Source organism: Microbispora sp. H10670, assembly GCF_014161385.1.
Lineage (GTDB): Bacteria > Actinomycetota > Actinomycetes > Streptosporangiales > Streptosporangiaceae > Microbispora > Microbispora triticiradicis.
The window spans coordinates 12,354-29,071 of sequence record NZ_JABBWW010000018.1; the positions used below are offsets into that span (position 1 = coordinate 12,354).

General features: G+C 72.7%; 17 protein-coding genes. 12 read left to right on the forward strand and 5 right to left on the reverse strand.

Going from position 1 to position 16,718, the window contains the following annotated elements; translation table 11 throughout:
- Positions 1-205: 205 nt before the first annotated feature.
- Positions 206-2,035, forward strand: coding sequence for a S1 family peptidase (locus tag HHX33_RS23290; protein ID WP_182876497.1), 1,830 nt, complete (start codon positions 206-208; stop codon positions 2,033-2,035).
- Positions 2,036-2,456: 421 nt separating this feature from the next.
- On the opposite strand, the gene HHX33_RS23295 is transcribed toward HHX33_RS23290, so the two are convergent.
- From HHX33_RS23295 to HHX33_RS23310, 4 genes are all read right to left on the reverse strand, one after another.
- A complete protein-coding gene (locus HHX33_RS23295; protein ID WP_182876498.1) occupies positions 2,457-2,852 on the reverse strand; it encodes a VOC family protein in 396 nt (131 codons plus the stop codon).
- A gap of 320 nt (positions 2,853-3,172) precedes the next feature.
- Positions 3,173-3,886 (reverse strand): helix-turn-helix transcriptional regulator, encoded by a 714-nt coding sequence (locus HHX33_RS23300; protein ID WP_182876499.1) that lies wholly within the window; start codon positions 3,884-3,886, stop codon positions 3,173-3,175.
- A 130-nt stretch (positions 3,887-4,016) separates the two neighbouring features.
- Positions 4,017-4,475 carry a helix-turn-helix transcriptional regulator gene (locus HHX33_RS23305; protein WP_182876500.1) on the reverse strand — a complete coding sequence of 153 codons (459 nt, stop codon included), beginning with the start codon at positions 4,473-4,475 and terminating at the stop codon, positions 4,017-4,019.
- Between the two features lie 47 nt (positions 4,476-4,522).
- Positions 4,523-5,551, reverse strand: coding sequence for a PHP domain-containing protein (locus tag HHX33_RS23310; protein WP_310741484.1), 1,029 nt, complete (start codon positions 5,549-5,551; stop codon positions 4,523-4,525).
- A 110-nt stretch (positions 5,552-5,661) separates the two neighbouring features.
- Between HHX33_RS23310 and HHX33_RS23315 the strand changes: the two genes are divergently transcribed.
- From HHX33_RS23315 to HHX33_RS23355, 9 genes are all read left to right on the forward strand, one after another.
- A complete protein-coding gene (locus HHX33_RS23315; protein WP_259402803.1) occupies positions 5,662-6,156 on the forward strand; it encodes a hypothetical protein in 495 nt (164 codons plus the stop codon).
- A gap of 3 nt (positions 6,157-6,159) precedes the next feature.
- Positions 6,160-7,323: a glutathionylspermidine synthase family protein gene (locus HHX33_RS23320; protein WP_182876501.1), complete on the forward strand. Its 1,164-nt coding sequence runs from the start codon at positions 6,160-6,162 to the stop codon at positions 7,321-7,323.
- Positions 7,324-7,338: 15 nt separating this feature from the next.
- Positions 7,339-7,785 carry a DUF350 domain-containing protein gene (locus HHX33_RS23325; protein ID WP_182876502.1) on the forward strand — a complete coding sequence of 149 codons (447 nt, stop codon included), beginning with the start codon at positions 7,339-7,341 and terminating at the stop codon, positions 7,783-7,785.
- A gap of 167 nt (positions 7,786-7,952) precedes the next feature.
- Complete coding sequence (locus HHX33_RS23330) at positions 7,953-9,101, forward strand: PucR family transcriptional regulator (protein WP_117410432.1); 1,149 nt, start codon at positions 7,953-7,955, stop codon at positions 9,099-9,101.
- A gap of 117 nt (positions 9,102-9,218) precedes the next feature.
- Entirely contained in the window at positions 9,219-10,115 is an 897-nt protein-coding gene (locus HHX33_RS23335; protein WP_182876503.1) for an ACP S-malonyltransferase, read from the forward strand.
- Positions 10,112-11,068 (forward strand): beta-ketoacyl-ACP synthase III, encoded by a 957-nt coding sequence (locus HHX33_RS23340; protein ID WP_182876504.1) that lies wholly within the window; start codon positions 10,112-10,114, stop codon positions 11,066-11,068. The genes HHX33_RS23335 and HHX33_RS23340 overlap by 4 nt, the downstream gene beginning before the upstream one ends.
- A 79-nt stretch (positions 11,069-11,147) precedes the next feature.
- Complete coding sequence (locus HHX33_RS23345) at positions 11,148-11,387, forward strand: acyl carrier protein (protein WP_117410425.1); 240 nt, start codon at positions 11,148-11,150, stop codon at positions 11,385-11,387.
- Positions 11,388-11,476: 89 nt separating this feature from the next.
- Entirely contained in the window at positions 11,477-12,709 is a 1,233-nt protein-coding gene (gene fabF, locus HHX33_RS23350; protein WP_182876505.1) for a beta-ketoacyl-ACP synthase II, read from the forward strand.
- Between the two features lie 14 nt (positions 12,710-12,723).
- Complete coding sequence (locus tag HHX33_RS23355) at positions 12,724-14,160, forward strand: acyl-CoA carboxylase subunit beta (RefSeq protein ID WP_182876506.1); 1,437 nt, start codon at positions 12,724-12,726, stop codon at positions 14,158-14,160.
- A gap of 231 nt (positions 14,161-14,391) precedes the next feature.
- Here the strand turns inward: HHX33_RS23355 and HHX33_RS23360 are convergent, their stop codons facing one another.
- Positions 14,392-14,889 carry a DUF3145 domain-containing protein gene (locus HHX33_RS23360; RefSeq protein ID WP_036404524.1) on the reverse strand — a complete coding sequence of 166 codons (498 nt, stop codon included), beginning with the start codon at positions 14,887-14,889 and terminating at the stop codon, positions 14,392-14,394.
- Between the two features lie 205 nt (positions 14,890-15,094).
- Here HHX33_RS23360 and HHX33_RS23365 point away from each other — a divergent pair, with 205 nt between their 5' ends.
- Positions 15,095-16,126 carry a S8 family peptidase gene (locus tag HHX33_RS23365; RefSeq protein ID WP_182876507.1) on the forward strand — a complete coding sequence of 344 codons (1,032 nt, stop codon included), beginning with the start codon at positions 15,095-15,097 and terminating at the stop codon, positions 16,124-16,126.
- A gap of 46 nt (positions 16,127-16,172) precedes the next feature.
- Positions 16,173-16,694, forward strand: coding sequence for an RNA polymerase sigma factor (locus HHX33_RS23370; RefSeq protein ID WP_182876508.1), 522 nt, complete (start codon positions 16,173-16,175; stop codon positions 16,692-16,694).
- The last annotated feature ends 24 nt before the right edge of the window (positions 16,695-16,718 follow it).

The following is a 16,718-nucleotide window of genomic DNA, read 5'->3' on the forward strand; positions in this document are numbered from 1 at the left end:
ACGGCCTCCGCCCCCGGCGGGGGCCGTCGGCGTGTCACCGGCGCGTGCACGACGACCGGCCGCTGTGTGGCAGGCTTGCGGTTGGCTTCCGGGAGGGGTTCCAAGCAGTCCCAAGCCACCTCCAAGCAAGAAACAAGACCAAACCTCCACGATTGCTGCCGTGGATGGAACGTTCAGAAAATATCTCGGCAGACTGACCGGAGGGATGGCCGCGCTGGCGGCCGTCGCCGTGGTCGTCACCGCCGCTCCCGCTTCGGCGGACACCGCAGACGAGGTGCCCGTGGGCACCAAACTGGCCGCGCGCACGCACCCGGCCGTCCAGCTCACCAGCCTCACCTACTCGGGCGAGGTCGTCGTCCCGACCAGCCAGGTCAAGCAGGGACCGTTCCAGCAGCTGGTCGACGAGGCCACCCAGGCGGTGATCTCCGGCAAGATCCCGTCCGACGAACGCAGCATCGCCAAGTTCCTGTTCCAGCGCATGGCGGCCGACGTCGACCGGTACCTCCAGCCCGTCACGCCGGAGCGCACCGCCAAGGCGCAGGTCGGCGGCATGTGCACCGGCTGGTGGGTGACCCCCGACGGCTACATGGTCACCGGCGCGCACTGCGTCGAGATGAGCGACGACGAGCTGACGCAGACCTTCGCCCAGCAGGCGCTGCAGAAGTTCAACAAGCAGGACGCCAAGGAGATCATCAACGGCCTGCAGGGCATCGAGGCCGACAAGGAGCTTCTCGAGCTCGCCCAGCAGGTCTACGTCACCTTCAACACCAACCACCTGCAGATCCGCGGCCTGCAGAAGAGCCTGTCGGTGCTGCAGAGCCTCCCCGGCGGCGGCGTCGACAAGACGGCCAAGGAGGTCCCGGCCGAGCTGGTGTCGGTGGGCGAGAGCTACCCGGGCAAGGACTTCGCCCTGCTCAAGGTCAACGGCCAGCAGAACCTGCCGACGGTCCCGCTCGGCGACGACGCGGACGTGCAGACCGGCAACACGCTCTACATCAGCGGCTTCCCCGGCCTGGTGACCAACACCCCGTGGTTCAGCGTCGAGTCGAAGCTCGACCCCGCGCTGACCGAGGGGCCGTACAACGCCAAGCGCACCACGCAGGAGGGCGTGCCGTACATCCAGACGCAGGCGCCCTCCTACCACGGCAACTCCGGCGGCCCGGTCTTCAGCCGTGCGGGCAAGGTCGTCGGCATGCTGATCGCCGGAACCGTCAGCGAGAACGGCGAGGCGTCGGAGAACGAGAGCTTCGTGCTCCCGGTCTCGGTCATCAAGGAGAAGCTCAACGAGAAGAACATCAGGCCCTCCGCGTCGATGACCACGACGAAGTACAACGAGGCGCTCGACGACTTCTTCCTGCGGCACTACAAGGACGCGCTGCCGAAGTTCCGCGAGGTCCAGGCGTTGTTCCCATCGCACCCGTACGTCGCGAAGTACATCACCGACTCCCAGCAGGCGATCTCGTCGGGCAAGGACGAGACCCCACAGCCGATGTGGGTGTGGCTCGCGATCGGCGCCGGCGCCCTGGTCGTGGTCGGCGGCGGCCTCCTGCTGCTGCTCGTGCTGCGCAGGCGCGGGAAGGCGTCCGCCTCCCCGCAGGGCCAGGCGCCCACGCCCTCGTACGGCGGGGGCCCCTTCCCCGGCCCGAACGGCGCCTCCTACCCGGCGCAGGTGGGCGGCGGCTACGGACAGCAGCCGGTGAACGGCCAGGTGCTGCCCCAGGGCTGGCAGCCGCAGAGCCTGCCGCCGGCCGGCGGCGACGCCCAGCGCCCCGGCGGCGGCTACGAGCCCCCGCGTCCCGGCGGGTACGACCCCCAGCGGCCGGGCGAGGGTGCGGAGCCCCGGCGGCCCGACGGCGCGACGCAGTACGTGCGCCCCGCTCCCTCGCCGTACGCGCAGCAGCCGGCCCGCCCGCAGCCGTCTCAGGCCGGCCCGGCGCAGGCCCCCGCGGGCGGCGACGCTCCCCAGGTCGCCGACCTGGAGCGGGAGATCGCCGAGCTGCGCCGCCAGTTGCAGCACCGTCAGCCGGACGCGTGACGCGCCGGGCAGGAGGGCGTCTTCCCCACGCCCTCAGCTCCGCCGGGCGCGCGAGGTGAAGCCTCCGACGGCCGTCCGCACGGGCACCCCGTGCGGACGGCCGGCGAGCCCGCCCGGCCCGCCCGGAAGGCGCGGCCGGGGCGGGGAAGGGCCGTCCGTGCGCCCTTGACGGCCCGGAGGGGAAGGACCCGGGGGGGAAAGGCGCCGCAGGGGAAGCACGGGACGAAGTCCCGGCGGGCGTCCGGACGGCCTCGGTACGCTCCGGCCGGTCTCACCGGCCGTCGCGAAGCTCACTGATTCGGCACTCACTCACCCGCCACTGTCGGCCACCGGCCAGGCATCGCCTGCCGGGAGGTGCGAATCCCGCGGCAACGCACGGGCGCCGAGCCGCCCGTCTCCGGGAGCGTGGGCATGAGGGTGGTCAGGAGGCGGCGGGGGCGAAGACGCCGAAGAGGTTGCCCGACGTGTCGTGGAGGTAGGCGAAGTCGGGTCCGCCGTCGTTGCCCACGACCTCGCTGAGCACCTTTCCGCCGAGGGCCTCCACCTGCCGGCAGGTCTCCACGACGTCCCGCACCAGCACGGTGAAGACGGCGTGGCCGGGGATGTCGCCACGGGTGGCGAACACCCCGCCCCGCACCTCGTCGTCACCCGCGTAGCTGATGAGCCGGTAGTCCATGCCCATCGCGGCGGAGTTCTCGTCGGTCCGGAAGCGCCAGCCGAACAGGTCGCCGTAGAACCGCTGGACGCCCTCGGGGTCGTCGCTCGCGATCTCGAACCAGGCGACCGTGTTGACTGCGGGCTCGGCGGGAGTCGTCATCGTCCGTTCTCTTCCTGTGAAGTCCTGCGAAGTCCTGTGGAGTGCTGTCGAGCCGCTCAGCGCCGCCTCCCGGTGCTGCTGCGCACGTGCTTCCGAGCGGTCACACGTGCTTCCGTGCGATCACACGTGTTTCCATGCGGGCACGCCGGGCGGCGGGTCGAGCGATGCGGGCGGACGGACCGGATCGGATCGGATGGGGCCGGATCGGGCCGGATCGGGCCGGGACCGGTGCGCCGCTCGCATGAGTAGAGACTCCCAGCGCCTCGCGACACCCCCCTGTCGGTGTTTCCGCTTCCCCACGAACATTTTTTCGAATTCTCTCAGTCCAGTGCCGGAGTTCGCGCGATCATGTGCGGTATGTCGGCGTCGAAGGCCTCCAGAGGCCGTCCGGGCACCGGCTCCTCGGTGAGGGCGGCGTCCGCGATCCGGTCGAGCCGGAAGACGCGGACGGCGTCGCGCAGGCGGCACCACGCCACCAGATACCACCACCCGCTCCGCCCGCCGACGAACGCTCCGGGCTCGACGTCCCTGGTGGTGAGCACGCCCTGGGCGTCGGCGTACCGGATGCGCAGGACGAGGCCCTTGAGCAGGGCCGCTTCGATGACCCGCCCGATGGACCCGGTGTACCGCGACTCCGGCTTCTCGTCGGTCAGGATCTGGACGCGGGCCGCCAGCTGACGGGCGCGCTCCCCCTCCGGACCGGGCATGGCGGCGACGAGCTTGCGCAGCGCGCTGCGCGCCTCGTCGGCGAAGGGCTGCTGTTCGGTGCGGCTGAGGGCGATCGCCACCGCGACGGCCTCGGCGGGGGTGAAGTTGAGCGGGGGCAGGGACATGCTCCTGTCCAGCGCGTATCCTCCCCTGCGCCCGACCTCGGCGTAGATGGGCACACCGGCCTGCTGCAGCGCGGAGATGTCCCGCTCGATGGTCCGCGAGCTCACCTCGAAACGCTGGGCGAGCTCACGCGCGGACCGGCAGCGCGGGGAGATCGCCCGCAGGTCCTCGACGATCGCGTAGAGCCGGTCGGTACGGTTCACGCCCCCGAAGGTAGGCCACCCCACCGACATTTCTCGCTGACCCGTTCGACTCCGGCCGTCCCCGGCTCTGCTTCGAACCGCATCGGGCCTGCTCCCCGCCCTGACGATCAGGTCCCGGCCGGTGCCCCGGTCACCCGCCGGCGGCTTCGGCGAGTTCGGCCAGGAGGTCGCGGCCCGGCTCGGGGAAGCGCTCCTCGGCGACCTCCGCCCAGGAGATGCGGTCGAGCCGGAAGACCCGCACGTCCTCACGCAGCCGGCACCAGGCCACCAGATACCAGTGCCCGCCCCTGCCGCCGAGACAGACGCTGGGCTCGACGTCCCTGACGGTCGGCACGCCCTTGCCGTCGGCGTACTCCAGGCGCAGCACGTGCCGCCCGCGCAGCGCCCGGTCGATCGCCCGTTTCACCGTGTCCGGCCCCGCGAGCGCGTACCCGCCCTGGTCGAGCCGGATGGGGACGCCGGCCTCCCGGAGTCTGGCCACGTCGCGCACGACCGTGCTCTTACTGACCCCGAGGCGCGTGGCGAGTTCGCGGGCCGGCAGGCAGCCGCCGGCCTCCAGCTCCTTCACCAGCGCGTCGCGGCGTTTCATGATTCGACGCTACGTCGATCAGTCCGGACAGACCGGTACAACAGCCCTCACCCAGAGGCCACAGCCCTATCACCCCAAGTGCCCCACGGCCGGGTGTTGCGGATGCGTTCCGCCGGGATGCCGCACAGGGCCGCCCGCTCGCAGCCGAACCGCTGCCAGTCGAGCTGGCCCGGGGCGTGCGCGTCGGAGTCGATCGCGAAGTCGCAGCCGATCTCGTACGCGAGGCGCAGCAGGCGCTTGGGCGGGTCGAGCCGGTCGGGCCGCGAGTTGATCTCCACGGCCACCCCGAACCTCCGGCACGCCTCGAAGACGATCTCGGCGTCGAAGCTCGACTCGGGCCGTCCGCGGCCCTTCACCACCCTGCCCGTGCAGTGCCCGAGGACGTCCACATTCGGGTCGGCCACCGCCGTGACCATCCGCCGCGTCATGGCCCCGGCGTCCATCCGCAGCAGCGAGTGGACGCCGGCCACCACGACGTCGAGCCGTCCGAGCAGCTCGGGCTCCTGGTCGAGCGAGCCGTCGGTGTTGACGTCCACCTCGATGCCGGTGAGGACGCGGAACGGCGGGCCGCCGTCCCCCGCGTACCGCTCGTTGAGTTCGGCGACCACGTCGAGCTGCCGTCTGAGCCGGTCGGCGGACAGCCCGTGCGCCACCGTCAGCCGGGGCGAGTGGTCGGTCAGCGCCAGGTACTCGTGGCCGAGCTCCCGGGCGGCGGCGGCCATCTCCTCGATGGGCGATCCTCCGTCGGACCAGTCCGAGTGGCTGTGGAGGTCGCCGCGCAGCGCCGACCGCAGGGCCCGCGCGGCCTCGTCCAGGTCGGTGCCGGCGGTGTCCTCCAGCCGCCGCAGGTACGTCGGCACGGCGCCGTCCAGCGCCTCGGCGACGGCGAGGGACGTGACCTTGCCGACGCCCTTCAGGTCCGTGAGGCCGCCGGTGCGCGCGAGCCGCACCAGCTCCTCCCGGGGCAGGTCCTCGATCGCGGCGGCGGCGCCGCGGAAGGCGCGCACGCGGTAGGTCGGCTCGCCGGCCCGCTCCAGCAGGAAGGCGATGCGCTTGAGCGCCTCGACTGGGTCCACACCGGGCACGCTACCCGGCGGCGCGTGCCCCGATCCGGAACCTCGGACCAGACTGTCCCGTTCGTCCAACGAGACGATAGTGTGTGCCGATCTCGACAGCAGGAGCCGGATTGCCAGAGCCCCGGGACAGCCCCCCACGCGGAACACCACCCCCCGGCGGTTCCCTGCCGCCGCCGCATCCCCTGGCGATGGGCGCGCAGTGGCAGGCACGCCAGGCGGGGCGCAAGCCTCCGCCGCCGCCCGAGGGCGGCGGCAAGTCGTCCACGGCGGTCAAGCTCGGCACGCTGGGCGTGCTGTCGGTGCTGCTCGTCGGCTTCTGCGCGGCCCAGGACGACTACGAGGAGGTCGGGGCGGACTGCGTCGACACCTCGACGCGCAACCCGGACGGCTCCTACATGGTCGTCGACGACGACTACTGCGACGACGACCATCGGCACTACGGCGGCTCGCACGGCGCGTACCGCTGGTACTACGGCGGCAGCCGCACGGGCGCCCGGGTCCACAACGGCACGACGGTGCGGCCCGCCGACGCGAAGATCACCAGCCGTACGGGACGGGTGGTCCAGCGGGGCGGGTTCGGGTTCCACAGCGGCGGCGGTGGCTGAGGGGTGCGCAGGCGGACCTCGGCGCCCAGGGAGGACTGGGCGGCGATCATCGAGTCGCAGGGCCTGGCGTTCCACCGGTCCGCCCATCCCGAGGGCCTCAGCAGGCCCTACTGGGACGAAGGCGTCCACTACGTCTTCACGCTGGACGAGGTGCTCCGCCTGGAGGACCAGGTCGAGGAGCTGCACCGGATGTGCCTGGCCGCGGCCGACCACGTCGTGACCCACGACCGGTACGCCGACCTCGGCATCCCCCCGCACTGCCGTACGGCCGTCGCCGAGTCGTGGCGGCGGCGCGACCCGCACCTGTTCGGCCGCTTCGACCTCTGCTATGACGGCACCGGCCCGGCCAAGCTGCTGGAGTACAACGCCGACACCCCGACGAGCCTGGTCGAGACCTCCGTGGTGCAGTGGTTCTGGCTGAAGGACGTCCATCCCGGCGACGACCAGTGGAACTCGGTCCACGAGCGCCTCGTGGACCGCTGGAAGTCCCTCACGCTCCAGACCGGCCCGGTCCACTTCGGGTGGACCAGCGCCGACGAGACGGGCGAGGAGGCGATGACCGTCGGCTATCTCCAGGAGACCGCGGAGCAGGCCGGCCTGACCACCGCCGCGGTCGCGATGGAGGACGTCGGCTGGGACGCGCTCAACCACCGGTTCGTCGACATGGAGCACCGGGTCATCCGCACACTGTGCAAGCTGTATCCCTGGGAGTGGCTCGTCGCCGAACCGTTCGCCCCGCAGGCCCTGGCGCAGCAGGTCTCCATGACCTGGATCGAGCCGCTGTGGAAGATGCTGCTGTCCAACAAGGCCCTGCTGGCGATCCTCTGGGAGCTGTACCCCGGCCACCCCAACCTGCTGCCCGCCTATCTCGACGGGCCCCGTGAGCTGGCCTCCGGGCCGGGCTACGCGCGAAAGCCGCTGCTCGGCCGCGAAGGCGCCTCCATGCGCATCTCCGCGCCCGGCGTCGAGCTGGAGACCCACGGCGACTACGGCGCCGAGGGCTTCGTCTACCAGGAGTTCCGGCCGCTGCCGGTCTTCGACGGCTGGCGTCCGGTGCTCGGAGCCTGGGTGATCGACGACGAGGCGGCCGGGCTCGGCATCCGGGAGACCTCCGGCCTCGTCACCGACGACACGTCCTCTTTCGTCCCCCACCGCATCCACGGCTGAAAGCGAAGGCCCCCCGTGAACACCACCACCACCTCGCTCGCCGGCGTGCTCGGCCACGGCGCCCTGGCGATCGTCTCGTACGCCGTCCTGGGCGTGCTGCTGCTCGTCGCCGGGTTCTACGTCGTGGACCTGGCGATCCCCGGCAGGCTCAGCACGGTGATCCGCACCGACCGCAACCCCAACGCGACCGTGCTCGCCACCTCCAGCGTGGCCGGCGTGGCGCTCATCGTGGCGGCGTCCATCTGGTCGTCCGGCGGCGAACTGCGCGAGGGCCTGCTCGCGACGCTCGTGTTCGGGCTCGTCGGCATCGCCGTGCAGACGCTCGGCATGGTCGCCTTCGACAAGGTCGCGGGGATCTCGGTGCGTGAGCTGGTCCGCGACGACGCGTTGCGGCCCGCCGCCGTGCTCCTCGGGGTGACGCACTTCTTCATCGGCCTCATCACGGCGGTCGCCGTCATCTGAGGTCCCCGGCGGCCGCGGCAACGCGCCGTACGGGACCGGGAGCGCGTTCCGCGCGGCGACCTGGCACGCTAGGGGACGTGAGCGAACGGGGCGCGCGAAACGGCGGACAGGTGCGTACGGACGGGCAGAGCGACGGAGTCACCCGGGGGGCCGGGGACGAGGTGCCGATGAGCGACAGGATCCGGGAGGACACGGCGCGGCGGCTCGACCGCGCCATGGGCAGCCTGGGGACCGCCGCGATGGCCCGGATGGAGGAGCGGCTCGCCTGGTACCGGGCGCTGTCGGCGGAGGACAGGTCGTGGGTCGGGCTGGTGGCGCAGGCCGGCATCGCGGCGTTCGTGGAGTGGTTCGGCCACGCGGGCGAGGGCAGGCCGACGCCGAGCATCGAGTTCTTCGGCACCGCGCCGCGCGAGCTGAAGCGCAGCGTCTCGCTCCAGCAGACGGTCGACCTCGTCCGCATCGTCGTCGAGGTCGTCGAGGCGCAGGTGGAGGAGCTGGCCGCGCCCGGCGGCGCGGAGCTGCTGCGGCACGCGATGCTGCGCTACACGCGCGACGTCGCCTTCGCCGCCGCCCAGGTGTACGCCAGGGAGGCGGAGGCGCGCGGCTCGTGGGACGCGCGGCTGGAGGCGCTGATCGTGGACGCGCTGGTGCGCGGCCAGGTCGACGACGGCCTGCACTCGTGGGCCGCCGCGCTCGGCTGGACCTCCGCTCCGGTCGTCGTCTTCGCGGGGTTCGCCCCGGACGAGGACCCGCAGAGCGTCATCGACGGGCTGCGCGACAAGGGCCGCCGCATCGGCCACGAACTGCTGGCCGGCGTGCAGGGCGACCGGCTCATCGTGATCGTGGGCGGGGCGGACGGCGTCAAGGACGCGGCGCGCGGCGTCGTGTCGCGCTTCGGGGCCGGGCCGGTCGTGATCGGGCCTGAGGTGCCCGACCTGCACGCGGCGGCCCGGTCGGCCCGCGCCGCCATCGCCGGACTGCGCGCCGCGGCCGGCTGGCCCGACGCGCCCCGGCCCGTGCTGGCCGAGGACCTGCTGGCCGAGCGCGCCCTGGACGGCGACGAGGACGCCCGCGCCCAGCTCGTGGAGAACGTCTACAAGCCGCTGGCCGGGACCCCGCTGCTCGACACCCTCGCGACCTACCTGGAGCAGGGCACCTCGCTGGAGGCGACCGCGCGCCTGCTGTTCGTCCATCCCAACACGGTGCGGTACCGTCTACGGAAGATCACGGAGCTGACCGGATACCAGCCGACGGAGGGCAGGTCCGCATTCACCCTCCAAGTTGGTCTCATACTCGGTCGCCTGTCCGTAACCTGAGCCGCGTGTCTTAATCTTCTCGACACCGAAACTGTAGGTACCCCACAACGCGACCTCCACAAAGTTCGTTCGGATCTCCATCAGTGTGGTGAACCTCTACAGGGCAGGGTTGAGTACGTGCTCGTCATCGTCGCTCCGGGCCAAGGCGCCCAAACCCCAGGATTCCTCAGTCCGTGGCTTGAGATCCCCGCGTTCCGGGACCGGATCTCCGCGTGGTCCGACATCGTGGGCCTCGATCTCGCGTCGTACGGGACGACCGCCGGGGCCGACGAGATCCGCGACACCGCGGTCGCCCAGCCCCTGCTGGTGGCGGCGGCCCTGGCGTCCTTCGAGACGCTGGGCGTACGGCCGGACCTGGTCGCCGGGCACAGCGTGGGCGAGTTCGCCGCCGCCGTGATCGCCGGGGTGCTGACCGCCGAGCAGGCCCTCTCCCTGGTGCGGGAGCGCGGGCTGGCGATGGCCAAGGCCGCCTCCGTCACCGCGACCGGCATGAGCGCGGTGCTCGGCGGGGCCGAGGACGAGGTCCTGGCCGCGCTCGACAGGCACGGCCTCACCCCCGCGAACATCAACGGCGCGGGCCAGATCGTCGCGGGCGGCACGCTGGAGCGCCTGGAGGCGTTCGCGGCCGACCCGCCGGCCAGGGCGCGGGTGCGCTCCCTGGCGGTCGCCGGAGCCTTCCACACCGTCCACATGGCCCCCGCCGTGGACCACCTGCGCGCCGAGGCCGCGACCGTCACCCCCGCCGAGCCGTCGATCACGCTGCTGTCCAACGCGGACGGCGCGGCGGTCGACGCCGGGGGCGAGTTCCTGCGGCGGCTGGTGACCCAGGTCGCCAACCCGGTCCGGTGGGACGCCTGCATGGCGACGATGGCCGAGCGGGGGGTCACCACCATGATCGAACTGCTGCCCGGCGGCACGCTGACGGGCCTGGCCAAGCGCGCCATGCCCGGCGTCAGGACGGTCGCGCTCAAGACCCCCGCCGACCTCGACACGGCCAAGGAGGTGCTCGGATGAGGCTCGGCCAGGGCGCACCCGCCGCGCGGATCCTCGCGTTCGGCGGATACCAGCCCGCGCGGGTCGTCACCAACGACGACCTCGCCGCGCGGATCGACACCAGCGACGAGTGGATCCAGAGCCGCGTCGGGATCAGGGAACGCCGCATCGCCGGGCCGGAGGAGTCGGAGATCGACCTCGCGGTCCAGGCGGGCGGCAAGGCGCTGGCCGCCAGCGGCCTGTCGAGCGACGACATCGACCTGGTGATCGTGGCGACCTGCACGCCCGAGGCGCCCATCCCCAACACCGCCGGACGCGTCGCCCACCGGCTGGGCATCACCGCTCCCGGCGCCTACGACCTGAACGCCGCCTGCGCCGGGTTCTGCTACGCCCTGGCCGCCGCGTCGGACGCCGTGCGGACGGGCTCGGCGACCAACGTGCTGGTGGTGGGCAGCGAGAAGCTCAGCCAGTGGGTCGACGGCGACGACCGGTCGACCGCCGTGATCTTCGCGGACGGCGCGGGCGCCGCCGTCGTGGGCCCCTCCGACCGGCCGGGCATCGGCCCGGTGGCCTGGGGCAGCGCCGGCGACAAGGCCGACGCGATCATGATCAAGGACCGGAGCTCCTTCCTCCACCAGGAGGGCCAGGCGGTGTTCCGCTGGGCCACGACCAGCCTTCACCCGGTGGCCAGGCTCGCCTGCGAACGTGCCGGTGTGGACCCCGCCGACCTGGCCGCCTTCGTCCCCCACCAGGCGAACCTGCGGATCGTCGAGGCCATCGCCCGTAAGATCGGCGCCGACAAGGCCGTCGTCGCCAAGGACATCGTGCTCGCCGGCAACACCTCGGCCGCGTCCATCCCGCTCGCGCTCTCCCGCATGATCGAGCGCGGCGAGGTCGCGTCGGGCGGGCTGGCCCTGCTGCTGGGCTTCGGCGCCGGCCTCACCTACGCCTCTCAGGTGATCGAGATCCCTTGAGAGACCCCCGTACGGCCCGCCGTACGGATCTGGGGCGACCCAGACGAACCAGGAAAACACAACAAGGAGAAGTCGCGACATGGCACTGACCGAGCAGGAGATCCTCGCGGGCCTCGGCAAGATCGTGAACGAGATCACCGGCATCCCGGCCGCGGAGGTCACGCCGGAGAAGAGCTTCGTGGACGACCTCGACATCGACTCGCTCTCCATGGTCGAGATCGCCGTCGCGGCCCAGGACGAGTTCGGCGTCGAGATCCCCGACGACCAGCTCAAGCACCTGAAGACCGTCAAGGACGTCATCAACTTCATCCAGAGCTGAACCGCCGGACGTGCCCCGCTCCCGCACCGGGAGCGGCCGGGCACGTCTGGTCCCTTCACGCCCCGAAAAGCAAGAGGAGTGCAGACGAAGTGAGTAAGGACCGGGTACGTGTCGTGGTCACCGGGCTCGGCGCGACGACGCCCCTCGGTGGAGACGTCGCATCGACCTGGTCGGCGCTCCTCGAGGGGCGGTCGGGCATCCGCCCGCTCACCGAGGACTGGGTCGACTCCGTGCCGGTGAAGTTCGCCGGCGTGGCGGCCGTCGATCCGGCCGAGGTCCTGCCGCGGCCGGAGGCCCGCAGGCTCGACCGCAGCGAGCAGTTCGCGCTGATCGCCGCCCGCCAGGCATGGCAGGACGCGGGCGCCCCCGAGGTTCCCGCCGAGCGGCTCGGGGTCTGCGTCTCCAGCGGCATCGGCGGCATCGGCACGACGCTGTCGGCCTACGACACCTTCAAGGAGCGGGGCTGGCAGCGGCTGTCGCCGTTCACCGTGCCCATGCTGATGCCCAACGGCCCGGCGGCCTGGGTGGGCCTCGAACTGGGCGCCAGGGCCGGCGTGCACGCCACCGTCTCCGCCTGCGCCTCCGGCGCCGAGGCCATCGGGTACGCGCTGGAGATGATCCGCGCCGGCCGGGCGGACGTCGTCATGGCGGGCGGCACGGAGGCGGCGATCCACCCGCTGAACGTGGCGGCCTTCGCGGCGGCCCGGGCCATGTCGACCCGGAACGACGAGCCCGAGCGGGCCTCCCGCCCCTGGGACCGCGGCCGTGACGGCTTCGTCCTCGGCGAGGGCGCGGGCCTGATCGTGCTGGAGTCGTACGAGCACGCGGTGGCCCGCGGCGCCCGGATCTACGCCGAGGTGGCGGGCCTCGGCATGTCCGCCGACTCCCACCACATCACCCAGCCGGAGCCCGAGGGCCGGGGGGTCGTCATGGCGATGACCCAGGCCATGACCGACGCGGGGCTGACCGGACGCGACATCCTGCACGTCAACGCCCACGCCACCTCCACCCCAGCGGGCGACGTGATCGAGGCCCAGGCGGTCGAGAAGTCGTTCGGCTCGCACGTCCTCGTCACCTCGACCAAGTCGATGACCGGGCACCTGCTCGGCGGCGCCGGCGGCATCGAGTCGGTGTTCACGATCAAGACGCTGGCCGAGCGGGTCGTCCCCCCCACGATCAACCTGGAGGACCTGGACGACGGCGTCGACGTCGAGATCGTGTGCGACAAGCCGCGCGACCTGCCCGGGGGGCAGATCGCGGCCGTGAACAACTCCTTCGGGTTCGGCGGACACAACGTCGCCGTGGCCTTCACGACCGTTTGACAAGGGAGTCTCGAATGACTGTGCTCGACAGCGGGACGGCGGCCGGCAGGGGGACAGCGGCCGAGACCGCCGAAGCGGCGGCCGTCGACTCTCGCGACCCCCTGGTGCGACTCGGGCACCTGCTGGACGAGGGCTCGATGCGGCCGATCACTCCCGAGGACAGGAGCGGCGTGCTGGCCGTGACCGGCCGCGTGGACGGCGTACCGGTCGTCGCGTTCTGCAGCGACGCCCGCATCCAGGGCGGCGCGATGGGCGCGGAGGGCTGCGAGCACATCGTCCACGCCTACGACGTGGCCGTCCGCGAGCGGGTGCCGGTCATCGGCGTCTGGCACTGCGGCGGCGCCCGCCTCGCCGAGGGCGTGGAGTCGCTGCACGCTGTGGGCCGGGTGTTCGCCGCCATGACCAAGGCCTCCGGAGTCGTCCCCCAGATCTCCGTCGTCGTCGGCCCCGCGGCCGGCGGCGCCGCGTACGGCCCGGCCCTGACCGACATCGTGATCCTGGCCGACAGCGGCCGCATCTTCGTCACCGGCCCCGACGTCGTGCGCAGCGTCACCGGCGAGCAGATCGACATGGCCGCCCTGGGCGGCCCGGAGCCGCACAGCAAGCGCAGCGGCGTCGTCCACGTCGTGACGAAGGACGAGCCCGAGGCCCTGCTGAAGGCCCGCCAGCTCGCCGGTCTCCTCGGCCACCAGGGCCGGATGCGCGAGGTGGACGAGGTCGACCTCGGCGACGTGCTCCCCGAGAACCCCCGCCGCGCGTACGACGTGCATCCCCTGGTCAAGGGCCTGCTCGACGACCCCGGCGTGGAGCTTCAGCCCAAGTGGGCGCCGAACATCGTGACCACCCTGGGCCGCCTCGGCGGCCGCACCGTCGGCGTCATCGCCAACAACCCCATGCGGCTCGGCGGCTGCCTCGACTCCGCTTCGGCGGAGAAGGCCGCCCGGTTCGTCCGGATGTGTGATGCCTTCGGGGTGCCTCTGGTCGTGCTGGTGGACGTGCCGGGCTACCTCCCCGGCGTCGGCCAGGAGCACGACGGCGTCGTCCGGCGCGGCGCGAAGCTGCTGCACGCCTTCGCCGAGGCGTCCGTGCCCCGCGTCACGCTGATCACCCGCAAGGCGTACGGCGGGGCGTACATCGCTATGAACTCCCGCTCGCTCGGCGCGACCCGCGTGTTCGCCTGGCCGACCATGGAGGTCGCGGTCATGGGCGCGGTCGCGGCGGTGCGGATCATCAAGCGGCGCGAGATCGCCGCCGTGCCGGAGGAGGAGCGGGCCGCGCTGGAGGCCCGGCTGGCCGAGGAGCACGAGAAGGCCGCGGGCGGCCTTCAGCGCGCCATCGACCTCGGCGTGGTCGACGAGGTCATCGAGCCGGCCAAGACCCGCGGCGCGATCGCCCGGGTGCTCGCCCAGGCCACCCCGGCCCGCGGCGCGCACGGCAACATCCCGCTCTGATCGCTTCCCGGAAGCGCCGGCCCCCGGTCACGGGGTCCGGCGCTTCCGCGTCTCCGTGCCCGGCCGCCGATCCCATGAGCGAGTCGCCACGTGACGCGGCCCCGGCCACCGGGTGATCCGGTCGTGAGCAGGGCCGCTCCGCGGGGCGGGCGGTGTCCGGCCGCCCGGGCCGACCATGGCATCGACGTGGCATCGACGCGGCACCGGCGTGACGCCGGGCGGAAGGAAGGGTCAGACGGCGGCGTGCAGCCAGCGGACCGGGGCTCCCTCACCCGCGTAGCGGAACGACTCGAGCTCCTCGTCCCACTGCTTGCCGAGCAGGCGGTCGAGCTCGTCCTCCAGGACCACCCGGCCCTGCGCCGCCATCAGCATGACGTTGCGTAGCCGGTCCTCGGGGACCAGGATGTCGCCGTTCGCGCCGACGACGGCCGTGAAGGCCCCCAGCGTCGGCGTGTAGGCGTGCCGGGAGCCGTCGACGCCCGGCGAGGCGTCTTCGGTGATCTCGAAGCGGATGCGCTGCCAGCCCATGAGCGATGACGTGATCGCCGCGGCGGTGCCGGGACGGCCCTCCCACTCCGCCTGGGCCCGCAGGGTCCCGGGCGCGGCGGGCTGGGCGGTCCACGTCAGGTCGACGGGCACGCCAAGAACGCCTGCGACGGCCCACTCGATATGCGGGCACAGCGCAGGCTGAGCCGAGTGGACGTACAGGACGCCACGAGCAGCAGCCACCGGACCTCCCAATTCGCATGAGGTGCGCCTTCCCCAACGGCCTCACGGTTTGAGATGATCACGGTTGGATGACTGTAGGAGAGACTACCGTCCGTCGCAGCCTGGCACCAGAGGGGGGTCATACCGAATGGTGCTTGGCAACTCTTTGCATTGGGCATGACACCTTCCGCGATCAACCAGGCTAGGTCGTGGAAAGGCTCCGCCCATGCCCACCCGGCTCATCGAGCCCGTCCCCGGGCGTCCGGCCCTCATCCGCCCCGGCGAACTGCTCACCTCCGCCCCCGCCGCCGTGGCCCGGTGGGCGCTCGCCGCCGAACCGCTCCCCGGGCCGATCTCCGAGGCGGGCCGCGTCCACCGCGTACGGCTCGCGCCGGGCGCGGACGTGGTCGACCTGACGGCCACCCTTCGCGACCGCGGGCACGCCGCCTCCCCCAACCACGTCCTGTCGGGCCAGCCGTTGTTCTTCGGCGGGCCCGGCGGGCCGCCCTCCCCCGCGCCGCCACCGCCGTACGAGCCGGGAGAGCCCTGCGAGGTCACCGTCGCGGTGCTCGACACCGGCCTCGCCCCGCATCCCTGGCTGGCGCGGTGGTACCGCGACGACATCGCCGAGACGCCCGACGCCGACGGCGACGGCGTGCTCGACCGGCAGGCCGGGCACGGCACGTTCGTGGCCGGGCTCATCCTGCTGCAGGCTCCGGGCGCGCGCCTGCGCGCCCTACGCCTCCTCGACAGCGACGGCATCGGCGACGAGGCGGCGCTGCTCGGCGCCCTCTCCCTGCTGCGCGGCGGGCCGGCCGACGTGCTCAACCTCTCCTTCGGAGGGCACACCTTCGACGACGGTCCGCCGCTGGGGCTGGCCGAGGCGCTCGCCGCCTTCCCCGCCGTCGTGGCCTGCGCCGGCAACACGGCCTCCGCACGCCCCTTCTGGCCCGCCGCCCTGCCGGGCGTCCTCGCGGTCGGCGCGCTCGACGGGGACGCCCGCGCGCCCTTCTCGGCGTACGGGCCCTGGGTGGACGTGTGGGCGCCCGGCGTCGGGCTCGTCAGCAGCTTCCTGGAGCACCGCGACTTCCATGGCTACGCCTCCTGGAGCGGCACGTCCTTCGCCGCCGCGGTGGTCTCCGGCATGGTCGCCCGCCTGTGCCGGGAGGTTCCGCCCGATCAGGCCGTACGACGCCTGCTGCGGGACGGCCGGCGGACCGGGGATCTCGGGGTGGTCGTGACGACCGGGGATCGATAGGGTTCCTGTCACCATTCGCATTCCCCCGAGCGCGAAGAGTGACTTCATGCAGACGGACGACTCGTTCACCACCATCGACCAGGCCGGCTGGGAGGACCTGGTCGCCCGGTTCGACGGCAGGATGTGGGCGGTCGCGCGGGCGTTCGGGCTCAGCGCCGCCGACGCCGCCGACGCGGTGCAGTGCGCCTGGCTCCGGCTCGTGGAGAACGCGGGCGCCATCCGCGACCCCGCCAGGGTCGGCGCCTGGCTCGTCACCACCACCCGGCACGAGGCCGCCAGGCTCAGCCGCAGGGCCCGTGGTGAGGTGGTCTCCGACCTGGACGTGCCGGACCCGGCGCAGCCCGACCCGACGGCGGCCGTGGTCGACGCCGACCTGGGCAGGCAGGCGTGGCGGAGGCTCGACCTGCTCGGGGAGCCCTGCCGCTCGCTCATCCGCCTCTACGTGCTGCATCCGGAGGCGAGGTACGCCCAGATAGCGGTCCGGCTCGACCTGCCGGTCGGCAGCATCGGGCCCACCAGGGCCCGGTGCATGTCCCGCCTGCGCGCGCTGATGGAGGAACCGGATTGAGCGGGAACCGGGCCCGCCCCGCGG